The 19,008-nt window shown below is 38.8% G+C and carries 18 protein-coding genes; all 18 read right to left on the bottom strand.

Annotated features, from left to right (window positions below):
• Window positions 1-46: 46 nt before the first annotated feature.
• The 18 genes from H4J39_RS11490 to fliI all read right to left on the bottom strand — a co-directional run bounded on the left by H4J39_RS11490 (window position 47) and on the right by fliI (window position 18,992).
• On the bottom strand, window positions 47-2,140 hold the full coding sequence (locus tag H4J39_RS11490) for a chemotaxis protein CheA (protein ID WP_182228382.1): 2,094 nt from the start codon (window positions 2,138-2,140) through the stop codon (window positions 47-49).
• A 13-nt stretch (window positions 2,141-2,153) separates the two neighbouring features.
• On the bottom strand, window positions 2,154-2,897 hold the full coding sequence (locus H4J39_RS11485; protein ID WP_182228380.1) for a protein phosphatase CheZ: 744 nt from the start codon (window positions 2,895-2,897) through the stop codon (window positions 2,154-2,156).
• A 44-nt stretch (window positions 2,898-2,941) separates the two neighbouring features.
• Window positions 2,942-3,325, bottom strand: a complete 384-nt coding sequence (gene cheY, locus H4J39_RS11480; protein ID WP_070374617.1) for a chemotaxis response regulator CheY — start codon at window positions 3,323-3,325, stop codon at window positions 2,942-2,944.
• Between the two features lie 50 nt (window positions 3,326-3,375).
• Window positions 3,376-4,095 carry an RNA polymerase sigma factor FliA gene (locus H4J39_RS11475; protein ID WP_182228378.1) on the bottom strand — a complete coding sequence of 240 codons (720 nt, stop codon included), beginning with the start codon at window positions 4,093-4,095 and terminating at the stop codon, window positions 3,376-3,378.
• A 75-nt stretch (window positions 4,096-4,170) separates the two neighbouring features.
• Window positions 4,171-5,013, bottom strand: a complete 843-nt coding sequence (locus tag H4J39_RS11470) for a MinD/ParA family protein (protein ID WP_182228376.1) — start codon at window positions 5,011-5,013, stop codon at window positions 4,171-4,173.
• 289 nt (window positions 5,014-5,302) lie between these two features.
• The gene (flhF, locus tag H4J39_RS11465) at window positions 5,303-6,877 is read right to left on the bottom strand and encodes a flagellar biosynthesis protein FlhF (RefSeq protein ID WP_182228468.1); all 1,575 of its coding nucleotides are present in this window, start codon (window positions 6,875-6,877) and stop codon (window positions 5,303-5,305) included.
• 87 nt (window positions 6,878-6,964) lie between these two features.
• The gene (gene flhA, locus H4J39_RS11460) at window positions 6,965-9,067 is read right to left on the bottom strand and encodes a flagellar biosynthesis protein FlhA (RefSeq protein WP_182228374.1); all 2,103 of its coding nucleotides are present in this window, start codon (window positions 9,065-9,067) and stop codon (window positions 6,965-6,967) included.
• A gap of 128 nt (window positions 9,068-9,195) precedes the next feature.
• Window positions 9,196-10,326: a flagellar biosynthesis protein FlhB gene (gene flhB, locus H4J39_RS11455; RefSeq protein WP_182228372.1), complete on the bottom strand. Its 1,131-nt coding sequence runs from the start codon at window positions 10,324-10,326 to the stop codon at window positions 9,196-9,198.
• Complete coding sequence (fliR, locus tag H4J39_RS11450; RefSeq protein ID WP_182228370.1) at window positions 10,326-11,108, bottom strand: flagellar biosynthetic protein FliR; 783 nt, start codon at window positions 11,106-11,108, stop codon at window positions 10,326-10,328. The genes flhB and fliR overlap by 1 nt, the downstream gene beginning before the upstream one ends.
• Window positions 11,108-11,377, bottom strand: coding sequence for a flagellar biosynthesis protein FliQ (gene fliQ / locus H4J39_RS11445; RefSeq protein ID WP_182228368.1), 270 nt, complete (start codon window positions 11,375-11,377; stop codon window positions 11,108-11,110). The genes fliR and fliQ overlap by 1 nt, the downstream gene beginning before the upstream one ends.
• Window positions 11,377-12,057, bottom strand: coding sequence for a flagellar type III secretion system pore protein FliP (gene fliP / locus H4J39_RS11440; RefSeq protein ID WP_259368826.1), 681 nt, complete (start codon window positions 12,055-12,057; stop codon window positions 11,377-11,379). The genes fliQ and fliP overlap by 1 nt, the downstream gene beginning before the upstream one ends.
• A 182-nt stretch (window positions 12,058-12,239) precedes the next feature.
• Entirely contained in the window at window positions 12,240-12,737 is a 498-nt protein-coding gene (gene fliO, locus H4J39_RS11435; protein ID WP_182228364.1) for a flagellar biosynthetic protein FliO, read from the bottom strand.
• 5 nt (window positions 12,738-12,742) lie between these two features.
• A complete protein-coding gene (gene fliN / locus H4J39_RS11430; protein ID WP_182176951.1) occupies window positions 12,743-13,132 on the bottom strand; it encodes a flagellar motor switch protein FliN in 390 nt (129 codons plus the stop codon).
• A 51-nt stretch (window positions 13,133-13,183) separates the two neighbouring features.
• Entirely contained in the window at window positions 13,184-14,254 is a 1,071-nt protein-coding gene (gene fliM, locus H4J39_RS11425) for a flagellar motor switch protein FliM (RefSeq protein WP_182176952.1), read from the bottom strand.
• Window positions 14,255-14,297: 43 nt separating this feature from the next.
• Window positions 14,298-14,855, bottom strand: a complete 558-nt coding sequence (gene fliL / locus H4J39_RS11420) for a flagellar basal body-associated protein FliL (RefSeq protein ID WP_182228362.1) — start codon at window positions 14,853-14,855, stop codon at window positions 14,298-14,300.
• 89 nt (window positions 14,856-14,944) lie between these two features.
• Entirely contained in the window at window positions 14,945-16,972 is a 2,028-nt protein-coding gene (locus H4J39_RS11415) for a flagellar hook-length control protein FliK (RefSeq protein WP_182228360.1), read from the bottom strand.
• A 136-nt stretch (window positions 16,973-17,108) separates the two neighbouring features.
• Window positions 17,109-17,555 carry a flagellar export protein FliJ gene (gene fliJ, locus H4J39_RS11410; RefSeq protein WP_182228358.1) on the bottom strand — a complete coding sequence of 149 codons (447 nt, stop codon included), beginning with the start codon at window positions 17,553-17,555 and terminating at the stop codon, window positions 17,109-17,111.
• 78 nt (window positions 17,556-17,633) lie between these two features.
• Window positions 17,634-18,992, bottom strand: a complete 1,359-nt coding sequence (fliI, locus tag H4J39_RS11405; protein ID WP_182228356.1) for a flagellar protein export ATPase FliI — start codon at window positions 18,990-18,992, stop codon at window positions 17,634-17,636.
• Between the last annotated feature and the right edge of the window lie 16 nt (window positions 18,993-19,008).

Here is a 19,008-nt window from a genome sequence, read left to right as displayed (position 1 = left end):
ATAAATTTAAAAGCCCTATTAAAACTCAATAAGGCTTTATTATGTGCTAAGAGTGTAATTTTTTATTAACAACAGCTTTTTTTGCATAGAACTTAAGCATATTAGCAACATCTATAATTAGCGCTATTCCACCATCACTGGTGATTGTTGCACCAGCCATACCTGGAGTACCATGTAATAAACGGTCAAGTGGTTTAATAACAACCTCTTCCTGACCAATTAAACTATCAACAACAAAACCTATTTGTTGATTGCCCAATTGAACGATAACCACATGACCTTTCTCTCTAGGCTTATCAACAAAGTCACGTACTAACCATTTATCTAAATAGAATAACGGAATAGCTTTCTTACGAACGATGATGGTTAATTGCCCGTCAACGACGTTGGTAGTGGTTAAATCAAGATGAAATATTTCATTGACACCAGCAAGTGGTAAAGCAAAAGTCTGCTTTCCAACAATAACCATGAGTGTCGGTAAAATGGCTAAGGTTAACGGTACTTTTATCTCTAGTACTGTACCTACGCCCATTTCAGAATCTATACTTACCGTACCATTTAATTGGGTAATTTTAGTTTTTACTACGTCCATGCCAACACCACGGCCTGAAACTTCAGAAATCTCTGTTTTAGTAGAGAATCCAGGGGCAAAAATCAAACTAAAAGCTTCTTTATCTGTCATTCTAGCGGCGGCATCAGTATCAAGAACACCGCGTTCAATAGCGATTTCTTTTAACTTTTCTGCATTCATACCTGCACCATCATCTTTGATGGTTAACAATATATGGTCACCTTCTTGAGAGGCAGAAAGAACAACGACACCTTCTCTAGGTTTACCCATAGCTTCACGTTTATCAGGTAATTCAATACCATGATCAACTGAATTTCGCACTAAATGCACTAAGGGATCAGCTAATGCCTCAACTAAGTTTTTATCTAGATCGGTTTCTTCACCTACTAGTACTAATTTAATATCTTTATCTAAACTTCGTGCTAAATCTCGGACAACACGAGGGAATCGTCCAAAAACTTTCTTGATTGGCTGCATACGGGTTTTCATTACCGCACCCTGCAAATCTGTTGTTACAGCATCAAGATTAGAAACAGCTTTTGTTAAATCTTCATCTTCTTTAGTCAAACCTAAACTTGTTAAGCGATTTCTGACTAATACTAGCTCACCTACCATATTCATGATTTGATCAAGACGTTTTGTGTCAACCCTAACCGTTGTTTCACCTTGCATTGCTTTAGCAGGTGCTTTTTCTGGAACTGGTACTTTTACTGCTGGCTTAGCAGCGGCAACTGGTGTTGGCTTAGCGGCTTGAGTTTGAGCAACAGGTGCTGGTTTTGGAGAACTGGGTGCAGGTGGCGTAGATAACTTTGGCGCTTGACCTTGACCATGCAATTCATCTAATAAGGCTTCAAAATCATCATCGCTTATTTCATCAGACGACGCACTATTTGATGAGGGTGCATTACCGGTTTTGTTAGTCGCAAGTTCAGATGAAAATGCACCTTGGCCATGCAATTCATCAAGTAGGGATTCAAATTCGTCATCTGAAATATCATTACTGTCTGAAGAAGCTATCGTCGATTTTTCAGCAGGTGCTGGTGTTGAAGCCGCCCCACCACCATGAAGCTCATCGAGAAGACGCTCAAATTCATCCTCTGACATTTCATCACCAGAGGAAGAACTTTCAGTTTCCACAACGGATTGAACAACCTCAGGTTCAGGTGCTTGTTCTTTACCTTCAGGTTGGCTTAGTCGATGCAACTCAGCAAGTAACTCTGCATCGGCTTTATCAAGTTTTTCACCATTTTGGACTTGTACAAACATTTCATTTACAACATCAAGTGCTTGTAAAATAACATCCATTAAGCTTGCACTAACACTACGCTGGTTTGTACGTAGCAGATCGAAAATATTTTCTGCACCATGACAAACATCAACTAAATTATGTAACGCTAAAAAGCCTGCACCACCTTTAACGGTGTGAAAACCTCTAAATATAGCGTTTAATAATTCGGCATTATCAGGGTCGTTTTCAAGTTCTACAAGTTGTTCCGAAAGCGTTTCAAGTATTTCTCCGGCTTCAATTAAAAAATCCTGAAGAATCTCTTCATCTTGCTCAAATGACATCCAGCAACTCCTATTAAAATCCTAAACTTGATAAAAGGTCATCAACATCATCTTGATCAGCGACAACATCATCACGTTGTGCTGCATTAATGATAGGGCCTTCAACTAAGTTATCACCTACTTTGGGTTTACTTCGTTCTAAATTATTTTCTGTTGTAATACCAAAAGCGGTCAGCATACCAATTAAGCTATCTTCTACTTCACGAACTAGATCAATAACTTTACGAATAACTTGTCCGGTTAAATCTTGAAAATCTTGTGCCATTAAAACATCAGTCATTAAATCATGCATGCGAACTGATTCTTTATCTGTCGTTTTTAATAATAAATCTATATCGATACATAAGCTTTTAAATTCAGTTAACTCCAACTTGTTATGCATGAGTTTTTGCCATAACGGGTTAACTGCCTTTATCTGCCGTTGTATCGTATCAACAACTGGGAAAATAGATTCTACAGCATCCATGGTTTTATTAGCGGCTTCTTCCGTGCGGGTAATAACGTAGTTTAAACGTTCTTTAGCATCTGGAATATCTGCTGTCGCTAAATCATTCAACCGAGAATCTAATTGAAAATTATTTAATGAATCATGTAATTGACGCGTTAATTTGCCTATTTCAGCAAACAACTCTGAATTAATTGGGTTTTGAATTTCTGCAATTAATTCATCTGCCTTATCTTGTTGACCACTTTCTAAATATTCGACCAACAGTTTTGCTTCTTCCAAAGAAACATGCACATTTGTATTCACACTCATGCAACAACCTCTCGTATAGATTAATTAATGAACGAGCTAAAGAATTAACCTAAACGTTCAAATATTTTATCTAACTTAGCGTTTAGCGTTGCTGCTGTGAATGGCTTAACAATATAACCATTAACACCTGCTTGGGCCGCCATAACAATTTGTTCTTTCTTTGCTTCAGCAGTAATGAGCAATACAGGAATATGAGATAACTTAGCATCTGCACGAATTGCTTTAAGCAAATCAATTCCTTGCATACCAGGCATATTCCAATCTGTTACAACAAAGTCAAAAGAGCCTTCTTTTAACATGGGTAAAGCAGTGCTACCATCATCTGCTTCTGAAATGTTAGTGAAGCCTAAATCGCGCAACAAGTTTTTCACGATACGTCTCATGGTTGAGAAATCATCAACAACAAGAACTTTCATATTTTTATCCAAGGCACCCTCCGGTGAGAACATTTTAAAATTTAATTATATTTATATTCTACTTAACTTTGCCAAGATTGCATACGTCCTTTTAACCTATGCATTGCTTGGCTATGAATTTGACTAACACGTGACTCACTTACATCAAGCACTTGACCAATTTCACGTAGATTTAATTCTTCGTCGTAATATAGTGACAGTACTAGAGCTTCGCGTTCGGGTAAAGTGGAAATGCATGCCGATAGCGATTTTTTAAAAACTATTTTTTCAAAATTATCATAGGGATCGTTATTATTAACATCTTCCATATTCGACAAAGAATCCTCACCAACACCAAGATCTTCTATACCGATTATTTTACCTGTACTAACTTCACTAAGAATATGATGGTAGTCATTTAACGAAATATCAAGTTTTTCAGCAACTTCAATATCCGTAACATCTCTTCCTAGGTCAGCTTCTAGCTTTTTTATGGCTTCGCTGACCATGCGACTATTCTTATGAACTGAACGAGGAGTCCAGTCTCCACGGCGTATTTCGTCAAGCATAGCACCACGAATACGAATGCCAGCAAAGGTTTCAAAACTTGCTCCTTTGCTGTGATCAAAATTATTTGAAGCTTCAAGCAAGCCAATCATACCCGATTGGATAAGATCATCAACCTGCACGCTAGCAGGCAATCTTGCTAATAGGTGATAAGCGATTCGTTTCACTAAAACTGTGTGCTGCGCAATTATTGCAGATTTATCAGTTTGAATACTGTAAGCATTTGGTTTTACCACTATCGCTCACTCGCTAAAATTATGTGAAAATTAAGCACTTTAAACAAAGCACTCTTATCTTTTTGTTCATTGTTACTAATTTTCTAACAACTGCTCAATAAAAAACTCTAAATGACCAGATGCTTGTTTAGGCATTGGCCATTTAATTAAGTTAGCTGCTAAAGATTTAAACGCAACGGCCGCGGGTGATTGAGGATAAGCTTCAACAATTGCTTTTTGTTTTCTAACAGATTTTCTTATATTTTCATCAAATGGGATCACAGCAACCAATTCGAGTGCAACGTCTAAAAATCGATCGGTTACTTTTGATAACTTGCCAAACAGTTGCTGACCTTCTTTTGGTGTTCGCACCATATTAGCAACAACTTTAAATTTGAATACACCGTGGTCACGACTTAATAGTTTCATTAAAGCGTAGCAATCAGTTATAGAAGTAGGTTCATCACAAACAACTAGCATCACATCTTGTGAAGCGCGACAAAAGCTCAGTACCATATCTGAAATACCTGCAGCGGTATCGACAATAAGTACATCAAACTTTGTGTTCATATCACTAAAAGCGCGAATTAAACCAGCATGTTCAGCAGGCGTTAAATCGACCATAGATTGTGAACCTGACGTAGCAGGAATGATATTAATGCCAGCGGGACCTTCAATAATTATATCGTCTAATTCACATTCGCCAGAAAGTACATGTGATAAATTGCGCTTTACTCGTAAACCGAGCATGACATCAACGTTAGCTAAACCTAAATCGGCATCTAAAACTAAAACGCGTTGTCCTAATTGTCCTAGTGCAATAGCGGTATTGAGTGAGACGTTAGTTTTACCTACTCCGCCTTTACCTCCTGAGACTGCGATGACTTTTACTGGTTCGGAACTTTTCATTTTTCTTAAGCCACTTGCTTGATCATTCATTTATCGTATTTCTCTACTTTCTTACGAAAATCCATCAATTAAATTTAGTATAACCCTATAATCATATAACCTGCATATTTTTATAGGATTAAAATTCACATATTAGAACAAGTTATGGGAATACAGTGATATTTACAGTGATGTACATTTGATTAAGCATGCGCTCAACTTTTTTATGAGGAAAAAAAGATAAACACCTAGCATAAAAGTTGTCTGTAATCATTCTACTGATCAATTGTAATACCTCAGTATTATTCGTTTTAGGTATTAAAAATAAGCCCGTTTATAATCAACTTGATACCATAGGTGCTGTTCGCCAATTTATTGGTTTAGTAACTTGATTTTTCGCTGACATTTTATCTGCTAGCGTAACGAGTTTTTCAGCATTTGCAACTTTAATATCTTCTGGAACTCTTTGTCCATCAGTAAGGTAACCTATCGCTAAGCCATTTTGAATAGAGGTAGAAATAATTTCACCTATACTAAGACTTTCATCAAGTTTAGTATAAATACAGCCAGCCAATGGTACTTTTTTAAAGCGATCTACATTCTCTTGCATCACGCGCTGCTGAGTATTAGCCGCTAACACTAAGTAATTACGAATTCTTACCCGTGCATTTGAAACTAACGTTGTTAAGTGTTTAGCTAAACGCATGTCACGTTGCCCCATGCCTGCGGTATCAATAAGTATCAACTTCTTTTTAGAATATTGTTGTAACAGGGTATCTAACGTTTTTGCATCACCAGCAAGTTTTACTTCGCAACCAATAATGCGCCCATAAGTTGCTAATTGTTCAAACCCAGCGATACGGTAGTTATCGGTTGAAATCATCGCAACTTGGTCTGCACCATGGATCTGTGCAAATCGGGCGGCCAATTTTGCTACTGTTGTGGTTTTACCCACGCCAGTGGGCCCAACTAAAGAAACAACACCACCACGATGAATAATGTCATTGTTTGTGGTATTTATTTGTTGGCTTATAAACTTTTTAGCTAATTGCCATGTATCCTGATCATTCTTTTGTGCGGGGATATAACCGGCAATTTGATCGGAAACTTCTTCATTCATTCCCAATGACATTAGTCGGTTTACCAACATAGCGCGAGCAGGATCCTTTTGCGCCATATCCTGCCACATCAAACCAGAAATTTGATGTTCTAATAATTCACGAATTGAAGACATTTCATGTTTCATTTTCTCTAAGTCTTCGTTATTTACATTTTGTGCAGGTGGCAAATTCATTTCTGAAGTGCGAGACTGCTCCTCAATAGCAGGTTGCTGATATTGACTTGCTGTTTGCTCGTTACCTGTCTCTTGACTACTTTGCTCTAAGCGATCGGTAAAACTTTTAAATTGTTGCTCTATATTACTTGATGGTACTGGCGTTGATGATTGCCCGAGGTTGGTTGTATTATTTTGAGTTAACTTGGCCGCTGCTTGTGAAATTTTATCATGCTGAACTTGATTAATACCCTGGCCATTAAGTGCTGGAGCTTGTTGCACTTGACGATTGAGTAATGCCGCTAGGCTATCGGAGGGGATTACACCTTCTTCTCCACCTCTATTATTTTGAATAGAGGCATTCGTCATTGGATTATTTTGACTAAGGTTAACAACATCATTGTCAATCGCACGGGCTGAGCTATTACTCGCTGTAGCCGTAGATCTATTTTCAGAGGTATGTGTCGCTGCAGCGGTTGGCTTGGTCGCATTAATTTCAACGTTATTATCAACCGCAGCCATTAATTCAACACCTTCAGGCACACGTTTATTTGACATGATCACAGCGTCAGCGCCTAGCTCTTCTTTGATTTGTGTCAGAGCACTTCTCATATCTTTTGCTACAAAACGTTTTATTTTCAAAACTAACCCCTTATCAACTGCAATCGCTGTTAATGACATATTCATTTAACGGCCAAGATTCTCTGCTGTTCATTACCGATATCGTAATTATTGACCAATGGCGCTTACTATCTTTATCTGCTTATCATCAGGAATTTCTTGGTAAGAAATTACGCGTAAGCCAGGAATAGTATATTTAACAAATTTAGCGAGTACTGCTCGTAAAATCCCTGAGGTTAACAATATCGGCGTATCTCCCGCCATTTCTTGTTGTTGAGCACCCTCGGTTAAAGATTTTTGTAACCGTTCTGCTAAACCTGGTTCAATGCCTGCGCCATCGTCTCCAGCCATTTGCATAGACTGGTGCAACATCTGTTCCAACTCTGGCGCCAATGTTATGACAGGTACTTCGGTAACCGGACCTACCAACTCTTGTACGATGAATTTCCGCAAGGTTATACGTACCGCAGCAGTCAGTATTTCGGGGTCTTGAGACTTAGGTCCATATTCAACAAGCGTCTGAATAATGCTGCGCATGTCGCGAACCGCAACACCTTCAGTCATCAAGTTTTGCAAGACTTTAACCAGTGTGCCAAGAGTTAAAACATCAGGGATAAACCCTTCAATTAATTTAGGGTAACTTTTACCAAGCATATCAAGCAGGTTTTGTACTTCTTCATGGCCAAGTAGCTGAGAAGCATTGTTTGTGAGTATTTGACTTAAGTGGGTCGCAAGGACGGTGGAAGCATCAACCACGGTGTAACCCAATGATTGCGCATGTTCGCGCTGTGCGTTTTTAATCCATACCGCTTCTAATCCAAAGGCCGGATCTGTAGTAGCCACGCCATCTAATTTTCCAAAAACTTGTCCTGGATTAATCGCTAACTCATGATCATGGCGAATTTCAGCTTCACCAATAGTGACACCCATCAGTGATATTTGATAAACATTAGGGTCTAAATCGAGATTATCACGAATATGTACGGCTGGAACCAAAAAGCCAAACTCTTGAGAAAGCTTCTTACGTACCCCTTTTATTCGATTAAGTAACTCTCCACCTTGAGATTTATCTACCAGTGGTATCAAGCGATAACCGATTTCCAAACCAATAATGTCAACATGGTTGACGTCATCCCAACCTAAATCTTTAACTTCGGCTTCTTGTTGCTGTGTTTCAACCTCTGCAGCTTCTGACTTATCAGCTAACTCTTTTTCTTTTGCTACTTTATATTTTCCACTAAAAAAGGCTGTTCCTGCTACCATGAAAGCAAATAATAAAAAAGCAAAGTGAGGCATGCCAGGAATAACACCCATTACAAACATAACCGCAGCAGCAATATACAACGAACGTTCTTGGCCTAATTGACTACTGACCTGTTCGCCCATATCTTGTGAGGTATTTTGTCGTGTAACAACAATCGCCGTACCTACGGATAAAAGTAAACCTGGTATCTGAGCAACCAGACCATCACCTATCGTTAACAGCGTATATATTTCAACGGCACTGTCAAAACTTAAGTCATGTTGGACCATACCAATGACCAGTCCGCCAATAATATTAATCAATAAAATTAATATACCTGCAACCGCGTCACCTTTTACAAACTTACTTGCACCATCCATCGAACCATAAAAGTCAGCTTCACTGGTCACTTCAATGCGACGTTCTCTTGCTTGGTCTGCAGTAATAAAACCCGCATTCAAATCAGCATCTATTGCCATTTGCTTTCCTGGCATAGCGTCAAGGGTAAAACGAGCCGTTACTTCAGCAATTCGCCCAGCACCTTTAGTTACAACAACAAAGTTAATAATAATCAGGATAACAAAAACCACTAAACCTACGGCATAGTTTCCGCCAATAACCACAGAGCCAAAGGCTTCAATGACTTTACCCGCAGCATCAGGGCCTTTATGTCCCTCGAGCAAGACAATTCGAGTACTGGCGACATTTAGCGCTAACCGTAGAATGGTCGCTATCAGTAGCACCGCAGGAAAGGAGCCAAACTCAAGGGGTTTTAAGGTATAAACGGTGATCAGTAATACCACCAAAGATAAGGCAATATTAAAAGAAAAGAGTATATCGAGTAAAAATGAAGGCATGGGCAAAATAACCATACCCAGTGCCGCCATAATTAATAGTGGCGTACCTAAACCAGAAAATAAGTTTATTTTATTTTTTTTGAATTTGTTAAATGAAGTAATTAACTGCATATTACTCTTATGATATATTTTTGACGCATACCATGAAATAGCAATAAGCAGACCAACACTCGCTTAAAAGTGGTTGGCTTGGATAATAAACCAACAAAAAAAATTTAAACCATTAATAAATAAGTTAATTAATATTTGAAATCATCAGGGATAGGCAGATTCTTTGCAATAGGTGTTGGTTTTTTAGCCTTACCTTTTTTGTGTTCGTTAAGTTGAAATATAAAAGCTAATACTTGGGCGACCGCAGCAAAAAGTTCTTCTGGAATTTCTTGATTGGCTTCCGCACAATAATATAAAGAGCGGGCTAATGCCGGAGACACAATAATTTCGACATTATTCTCTTTCGCTATGGTACGAATGTGCATCGCCATTTCGTCGATACCTTTCGCCACTAACATCGGTGCTCCACCTTCAGCGACATCATATTTCAAGGCTACAGCATAATGCGTTGGATTCGTGATAACCACATCAGAATCGGGGACTTCTTGCATCATTCTTCGCTGCGACATTTCATACTGAGTGCGACGAATACGTCCTTTTATTTCAGGGCTACCTTCTGAATTTTTCATTTCATCTTTAACTTCTTGCTTAGTCATTTTTAATTGACGGTTGTGGTCCCACGTTTGGTAAGGCGCATCAATAGCGGCAATAATACCAACCGATAAAGCAAGTGCTAGAAACATCCACTGCAATAAAGTTACCGAATGCTCTAAGCTCAACGGTATAAGTTCTAAGCTAAGGCCAAGTATTTCTTCGAATAAGCTACTCAATAATAAATAAGCAACAATAAAAACGACAAAGAATTTCATCAGTGATTTAACTAATTCAACGAGCGCTTTAATACCAAACATACGTTTAAAGCCTGCTAATGGCGACATCTTACTGGCTTTTGGCGCCATAGCTTCGGTAGAAAAACTCATCCCCCCTAGCATGGTATTACCAATAAAAGCGGCAACGATAATGATCGAAAATATCCATAACATCGGTGCGACTAAACTTCCTACTGAGCCTCTAAGTACATTATACAATGCATGAAAGTCCATCACTTCAGCACGGCTCAAACTAAATGAACGCTTCATGATGCCTGCTAAGCTTTCCGTTAACATTCCACCAACCAGCATGATAGCAACAGCACTCCCAACCAAGACAAACATAGTCCCTAAATCTTTAGAACGCGCTATTTGACCTTTTTTTCTGGCGTCAGCAAGTTTTTTTTCTGTAGGTTCTTCTGTTTTTTCACCGCTACCTGCATCAGCCATTAGTTCGCCTTACAATCAATGAGGTAACAACTAAAATCAAGTGCACGTTGCCATTGCAATTCATAGTGCGTAAAAAAGTTGCCCATCGTTAACCACATAATAAGTAATCCTGCACACATAGTGACAGGAAAACCTATTGCAAAAATATTTAATTGTGGCGCAGCACGTGTCATTACCCCAAAAGAAAAGTTAATTAATAACATTGCGGTTAAAGGGGCTAACGCTAATGATAACGCTGTAGCAAACATCCACTCGCCCCATTCAACCACTTCTTTAAACTTATCTGGAGTAAATTTATATTCCCCTATTGGCAACGTGTCGAAACTCGCCACAATAAAGTGTAGATAAGCTAAGTGCCCATCCATTGCCCAAAACATAAGGGTTGATAAAATTAAGAAAAATTGGCCAACCGCAGGGACATTCATACCACTAACAGGATCAACGAGAGAAGCAAAACCTAAGCCCGTTTGCATCGCAATAATTTGACCGGCAAGCGTAAAAGTATTAAGAACCATTACGGTCACAAGACCGAGTGCAATACCAATAACCATTTGTTCAAAAATAAGCAAAGTGGTTTGAAAAGAAAGAAGACTATCGACTTGTGTTGGTGGAATGGCTGGCATAATAGCAACCGTTAATGTCATACACAGAAACACTTTAACTTTTCCAGGTATGATTTTGGAACCAAAGCCGATCATTGACATTATAAGCGCAGAAATACGCGAGAAAGGTAAAATAAAGTCAGCGATATATTGCATAACAACTGACTCGGTGAACTCCACTAGCTCACCACACTGGGAATACTTGAAATCAGCCGGATAGTGAAATCCATTAATTTTTGTACTAGCCAATGTCCTCCAAAAATAAGCGCTAGAAGCGTCACAATCAGGCGAGGCAAGAAGCTTAACGTTTGTTCATTTATCGACGTGGCGGCTTGGAATACAGCAACAATTAAACCCACACATAAACCAGGAATAATAATAGCTGAGACCAGTACAATAACTAAAAAAAGCGCATCACTGAGTATGTCAACAAAGACTTCTGGATTCATTAGCCACTCCCCATTCCGTAGCTGGTAGCAATGGTACCTATCACTAAATTCCAGCCATCAACCAATACAAACAGCATCAATTTAAAGGGTAATGAGACGATCATTGGCGATAGCATCATCATACCCATTGCCATTAAAATACTAGCGACCACTAAATCTATAATCAAAAAAGGAATGAATAACATGAAACCTATTTGAAAGGCCGTTTTTAACTCGCTAATAATAAAAGCGGGGATAATCACTGTCATGGGTAAATCAGTGGGTTCATCAACCGCAACAATTCCCGCCATATTCGCTAACGTTTCCAAGTCTTTAATTCTGGTTTGTTCAAGCATAAAAGCGCGCAAGGGTATTTTGGCACTTTCCATCGCTTGAACAGATGTCATTTGATCAGCTAAATATGGTTCAATCGCACGTTGATTTATTTCGTTATATACCGGCGTCATAATGAACATGGTCATGAACAACGTTAAACCTATAACCACCTGATTAGACGGTGTTTGTTGTAGTCCTATGGCCTGTCTTAAAATGGCCATGATCACAACAATACGGGTAAAAGAGGTCATCATAATAATCGCAGCAGGAATAAAGCCTAATGCGGTCATAAACATTAATATTTGCAGGGTTACCGTATATTCTTGTGAGCCATCAGGGTTAGTGGTCAGCTTTAATGCCGACATACCTAAGTCATCAGCAGCTAATACTGTTTGGCTCGCAAAAAAAGCAACCAACAGTAGAAATAAGAAAATAAAACCTTTAACGGAAAATAATCTGATGAGTAAATTTTCAATAGCATTTCTTTTTACCCTGCTGTTAGCTGGATATGCTGTTTTTTTTGGCGCTTTAGTTAACGGTGGAGCTGTCATGAGAATTTTTCACTCTTGGCTTTATCGGTAGAGTTACGGCTAAATCGCGCTAGCTTTTGGCTAAGTTCTATTGGGACAACGCTTTTAATTTCAATAGGTTCAGCTAAAGTTTCAAGCAAATTAATTTGCTGCCCAGTAACACCCAATAATAATTGTTTTTTACCGACTTGTACCACAATTAATCGTTCTTTAGCGCCTAAATTTAGGCTCGTCACAACTTTAAGACCATTAACGACAGAGCCACCACCTACTTGAAGTTTTTTTAATATCCACGCAACGACCACAATAGCCAATAACACCGCAAGTAATGAAAGTATCATACTGCCAGCATCAAGGTTACCCATAACATGTCGACCTGCTTCAACTGTGTCGGGTGTTGTTTGATTCAAATCAGTGGCAGCGTTTTTTTCAGCAACCGTTGGCACGACTAAATTTTCTTCAGCACTGTTTTGAAAAGTGATAAAAATTAAGCTGATAAAAAGCAATAAGCGCATAAGCTTTACTTCAACTTTTTAATACGTTCAATTTGGCTAATAACATCAGTTAATCGAATACCAAATTTATCATTCACCACAACAACTTCACCATGTGCTATCAACGTACCATTAACTAAGACATCAAGCGATTCACCAGCAACCCTGTCAAGCTCTACAACGGAGCCTTGATTTAACTGTAATAAATTGCGAATACTTATGTGGCTACGTCCTACTTCCATAGAAATAGTCACAGGAATATCTAGAATTGCGTCAAGTTTACGCTTTTCTTCACCTGTGATCGGCGCATCTTCTTCAAGTTCTTCTAATTCAACTGTTTCGGCTTTGGCTGCAGCTTCGGCTTGTTCATCCATAGCCTCGTCCCACATACCTAAATCGTCATCTTTATCGCTCATGCCATTGGCCTCAAATTTACTTTATTATCTACTTTTGCTTTAATAAAATTATTAATAATCAAAATCATCTTCTAAAAGGTGTAACTCTGCATCACTATCTAAGCGCTTACCCCCTTTGGTTAATATGGTTAATTCATTTTTCACTGACTCTGGACGTTTAATTTTTTCAGATATCTTAATCGCAACATTATCACGACTACGTCCTAATTTAGCTCTAAATGACGGTAGACCTTCAATTAACACCGTAATATGCTCTGGCATTTCAATAGGAATAATATCACCCTTCTCTAAATCCATAATTTTCTGTAAAGAAAGATCTACAGAGATAAATTTAGTGGATAGCTCAACAGGTACATCCATGATTTCATCACGAAGTGCTTTTGACCAACGCATGTCAGTGTCTTCTTTATCACTTTGTACACCGGCATCAAGTAACTCACGAATAGGCTCAAGCATTGAATACGGTAAAGCAATGTGAAAGTCGCCACCACCACCATCAAGTTCAATATGAAAAGAACTGATCACTACAACTTCGGTTGGACTAACAATATTCGCCATTGACGGGTTGACTTCAGAATCTAAATACTCAAAAGATACGTCCATAACCGGAGACCATGCTTCTTTGTAATCTTCAAAGATCAACTTTAAAAGCATTTGAATAATACGTCGTTCGGTTGGCGTAAATTCACGCCCTTCAATTTTCGCGTGGTAACGTCCATCACCACCAAAGAAGTTATCGACGAGAATAAAAACTAATCGCGCTTCCATGGTAATTAATGCGGTACCTTTTAGTGGCCTAAAACGAACCATATTCAAACTTGTTGGCACAAATAACGTGTGAACATATTCGCCAAATTTGATCATCTGAATACCATTAATAGATACTTCAGCCGTACGGCGCATCATATTAAATAAACTAATACGCATATGACGAGCAAAACGTTCGTTGACCATTTCCAGTGTTGGCATTCGGCCACGCACAATACGATCTTGTGATGAAAAGTCATAGTCAGACGTACTGCCTTCTTCTTTGGCAAAGTCCTCTGATACTTCCTCTTCTTCAACGTCGTCAACACCATGTAATAGCGCATCAATTTCGTCTTGAGATAATAAATCACTCACTGAATAGTCTCTTTAGTTAAATGCATTGTCTTATCGCATAGTCTTATTGCATTACAAAACCGGTAAATAATACTTTTTCAACCACATTACTACCTTCAACATCTTTCATAATTTTATGAACTTCAACCAAAGATTTTTGTTTTAATGAGATTTTTCCTGCACTGGTTGATAAATCATCAGCATTTGACTGAGAAAAAACCGCCAGCAAGGTACTTTCGATTAAGGGTACATGTTTCTTGGCTGCTTCTTCATTGTCAGAGCCTCTTACTAATAACTGCACTCTTATTTCAACGAATCGATCACGAGAAGCACCCGGTACATTAAAACGGAATGGTCTTGGCATTGGCACATATAATGCTGAACCTGTACTTGGCGCAACAACTTCTTTTGCTTCGCCTTCGGCACTGTCATCGCCACTGTTACCATCAAGTTCAGCTTCAAGTTGTTCTTGAGAAACAGGGTCGTCTCCTCCCATAAAGAAGTAAACTCCACCACCTACAGCAGCCAATATCACAACCGCAGCAATGATAATGATCATTTTTTTGCTTTTGCCTTTGCTGTCTAATTCTAATTCTTTACCTTCGCCTTTTTCATCAGCCATCATCGAGCCTTTAATATCTATTTAAATGTTAGGTTTACGTTTAATCAACTATATCGTTGAATCGCTAACTAGCCAATGAGTTTTCTCATTTAAGCGTAGTAATCTACGCCAGTTGATGAACCTTTAACCAAATTTAGTGTTTGCGTATCACTTAACTCTGATAATTCATTACCGGTAACATCGCCCTCACCACCTTGACCACCACCGCCAAGTTCATCTTCATTATTTTGTTTGCTTTGTTGTTCAACATTGGCATCGCCAACATCAACACCACTTTCAGCAAGCATCTCTTTTAATCGGCCTAAGTTTTGATCAAAAGCTTCTTTTGCTTGCTGGTTTTGCACCGTAAAATTAACAACAGCCTGCTCATTTTGCATATTAATTTTAACGTTAACATTACCTAATTCTTGAGGATCAAGGCGAATTTCAATTTGTTGAAGTTTCTGATTCATCATTACCATGACTTTATCTTTCAACGCGCCAGCAAAATCTTTACGGTATACCGATAAAGCTTCATTTTGTAATGAAGTCGCTTGCTTTGCATTCGTGACTGATTGCGCCGTAGATTGAACATTTTCACTGCTCAGTTTGGTGATCATCTCTTCAGTGAAAGCTGCTGATTTTGTCGCTTCATTAACTTGAAGAATATCCCTGTTAAGCGCATTATCAATACTGGTATTCATTTGTTTTTTATCAAAAATATCACTAAATGGTTTTTCTTTAACTGGTACTTCATTGTTGACCAATTTTTCAGCGTTAGTAAAATTTTGTGCCATTTTCTTGTTTTGTTGCTCTGACGACTGCTCTTGAGATTGTTCGCCGGCACTTGAGTTTTGTGGTTCAAGTACTTTATGGGTTGCTTGATTGATCACCCGGCTTTGATTCTGGTTACTTTCTTGAGCTTGTTTTTCGCCAGGAACACTCACTCCAGCAAAAGCGACTTTATCTGTATTGATATTATTAGCATCAATTTCACCCACCAAATTTTCGTTTTTAACTGTTACAGGTAATGCCGTCTCGGCTCCCTCTTTCGTTACCGAGGTGTTATTTTGCGCTTGACTTTGTGGCGTTTTATCATGGGTTGTCGCTTTATCTTGGCTACCTAAAAACGCTGTTTTGTTTTTTTCTAATTCATCTTCAGTCGCTGTATTTTCTTCACCAACCGCAAGGGTTTCAAGATCACTTGCTGACATTTGCTGCTTTGTAGCATTGTTAACGGCAGTTTCTGTTTTCAATGATGTTTCAGTTTGCGTTGACAGCGGGGTCTTAAGATCAGTCAATTTCATTGGTGAAACTTGCTCATTTCCTGCTTTTTTCTCAACTACAGCAACGTCTAACTTACTTTCACTTTTAACCGCTTCAACGATGGGTAGGCTTTGAGCGTCAGTTTTATTTATCAATGCCGCACTTTTGCTAGCTACCTGCACTTTTAATTGCTCAGCTACGTTTTTATCGGTGTTAGATTTTACTGAATTATCTTCAATTGTTTCTGTTTTTACCTTATCGTTTCCACCAAGTACTTGCTTTAAAAGTACTTCTAATTCAGTTTTTTCTTGCTGCTTACCTGCACTCTCTAGGGTTGATAATTTTTCATTATTTATTGGCGTAACCGTGTTCTCACCTTTTACGCCATCAGATAATATTTTTTGAGAAGCCGACAAGAACGACATAAGTTGCTCGGTACTACTTTCTGTATTTTTAGAAGTCGGCGATTCGTTATTAACATTTACAACTATTGCACTTTTCTGCTCAGGCTCTTCTTTTTGAGCATTTTCTAGCTGATCTTTTCTTTCATTGATATCTTGATCATCACTAGGCAACTTCTCTGCTGATTCACTCTCATCAATTTCAGTATTGATTTCTTCATCAGATACCGTACCTAACTCTTTATCTTTCGATGGAGCGCTTTTATTTACTGGGTTACTTTCTGCATCAACTTTCGTTTTATTGCCACTTGTTTCTTGTTTTTTGCCGCTTTGTTGGTTTTGATAATGTTGGTCAACCATTTGCGCAAAATCTTTATTTGAATTTTTTGACGAGCCTGTTGCTCCTGACTGAACAGAACTAAAATCCTTACTTGGCGCTATATCTATGGCTAATGTATTAACTTGCGGCATAGTAAACCTTTTCATTTCAACGGTAAGTTTGAGCTATATTTAAAAGAGTTATAGCATTTTTTATGGCTAATTTTATTTCTAACACATAAGTAAGCAAGTATTGTTCCAATGAAGATCATAATCTTTTAAAATAGCTTTATCTCTGCATTTTTCGTCGCACAAATTGTTGAGTAGCAATTTCATCAAACATTTTTTGTTCTTGTTTGTTTGCAATAATGACCAGTGCGTCTCTTTTTTTATCAAGAAGTAATTCCACTGCTTGAATTTTTTGTCGCTGAGCAAACCACTGTTGTTTGCTCTGTTCGACTATTGCCTTACTTTGCGTTATGGCAATATCTACTTGCTGAGCTGCGTTGTCTAGCTTGGCAATAAAGGCATGAAAATGGCTAAATGTTGCGCTATCGATACCGACCATTGAACGTTCATTTAACCGTTTCATATACTCAAGCCGATACTCGCTAACACTGTTTAACCGTTCAATATTCTGCTGATATTCAAACTCAGCAGTTTGCAATGCTTGCGCTGCTTTTTTTTCTTTGTCTTGTTCATAACGATGTAAGGTATCAAGTTGCTTTAATGGCATAAGTTACCCTTTTGTAATAGTGAATTGCCAAGAAGCGTTACTACACTTTCTTTAACAACACGATGCTGGAACATTTTATTATCCCTGCGCTGTTTGTGCGTGTGCTTGCGCTGCAGAAAATATTTCTTGGAGTTGCGTTAAACTTTGATCATAAGGAATAACTTCTAGCATTTTTTGTTGTAAGAAAAATTTTATCACAGGCATTAAGTCAATTGACTGATCAATACGAGGATCATTGCCACGGCTATAAGCACCAATAGCAATCAAATCTTTGTTTTGCTGGTATAGCGAATAAACTTGTTTTAATTGTCGAGCGAGTTGCTGATGCTCTTCACTGGTCACCATTGGCATTACACGACTAATAGAACCTTCGATATCAACCGCAGGATAGTGGCCTGAATCAGCTAAAGCACGAGATAAAACAATATGCCCATCTAAGATTGCCCGAGCAGCATCTGCAATAGGGTCTTGTAAATCATCACCTTCTGTTAATACCGTAAAAAATGCGGTTATTGATCCCTGACCCTCACCACCATTACCCGCTCGTTCTACGAGTTGTGGTAACTTTGAAAATACTGAAGGCGGATAACCTTTGGTTGCTGGAGGCTCGCCCACAGCGAGTGCTATTTCTCTTTGCGCTTGTGCATAACGTGTCAGCGAGTCGACCAATAATAAAACATTTAAGCCTTGATCTCGAAAATACTCAGCAATTTGTACCGCTGTTTCACAGCCTTTTAGACGCATTAATGGCGAATTATCTGCAGGCGCAGCAACGACAACAGAACGCGCACGCCCTTCTTCACCTAAAATTTCTTCGATAAATTCTTTAACTTCTCGGCCACGTTCACCAATTAATCCCACCACAATTACATCAGCAGTTGTACCACGTGTCATCATCCCTAACAAAACACTTTTACCGACACCTGAGCCTGCGAACAGACCCATACGCTGACCTACACCTACGGTTAAAAAGCTATTAATAGCACGTACACCAACATCTAAAGGTTCGGTAATTGCCCGTCTCGATAAAGGGTTAATAGGTTTATTATTTATTTGGTAATGACCCGAGTTTTTGATTGGCCCCTTACCGTCTAAGGGTTTGCCTACGCCATCAACGACTCGGCCAAGCAAATCCATTGAAAAAGGTAAGCGAGCTTTTGTTGCTAGTGGCACAACGCGCGCGCCAGGTAAAACGCCTTGTAAGCTTTGTTCTGGCATTAAAAAGGTGATGTCTTTGGAAAATCCGACAATCTCGGCGATTAAATCGCCCTGTGCGGTTTCGACTAGACATTGGCTTCCTACAGCGGCTTTAACACCCACCGCTTCTAAGGTTAAACCCACAACTCGTACTAAACGCCCAGCGACAGAAACTTTATGCGGATGCACAAACTCTTGACAGTTTTTTAGTCTTTCATTTAGGCGAGAGGTATCAACCATAGCGGTATTTTGACTC

Origin of the sequence: Colwellia sp. Bg11-12 (assembly GCF_014076955.1) — a bacterium.
Taxonomy (GTDB): Bacteria; Pseudomonadota; Gammaproteobacteria; order Enterobacterales; family Alteromonadaceae; genus Colwellia_A.
The sequence above is the reverse complement of the archived record's forward strand: the minus strand, read 5'-3'. Positions and strand labels throughout refer to the sequence as shown.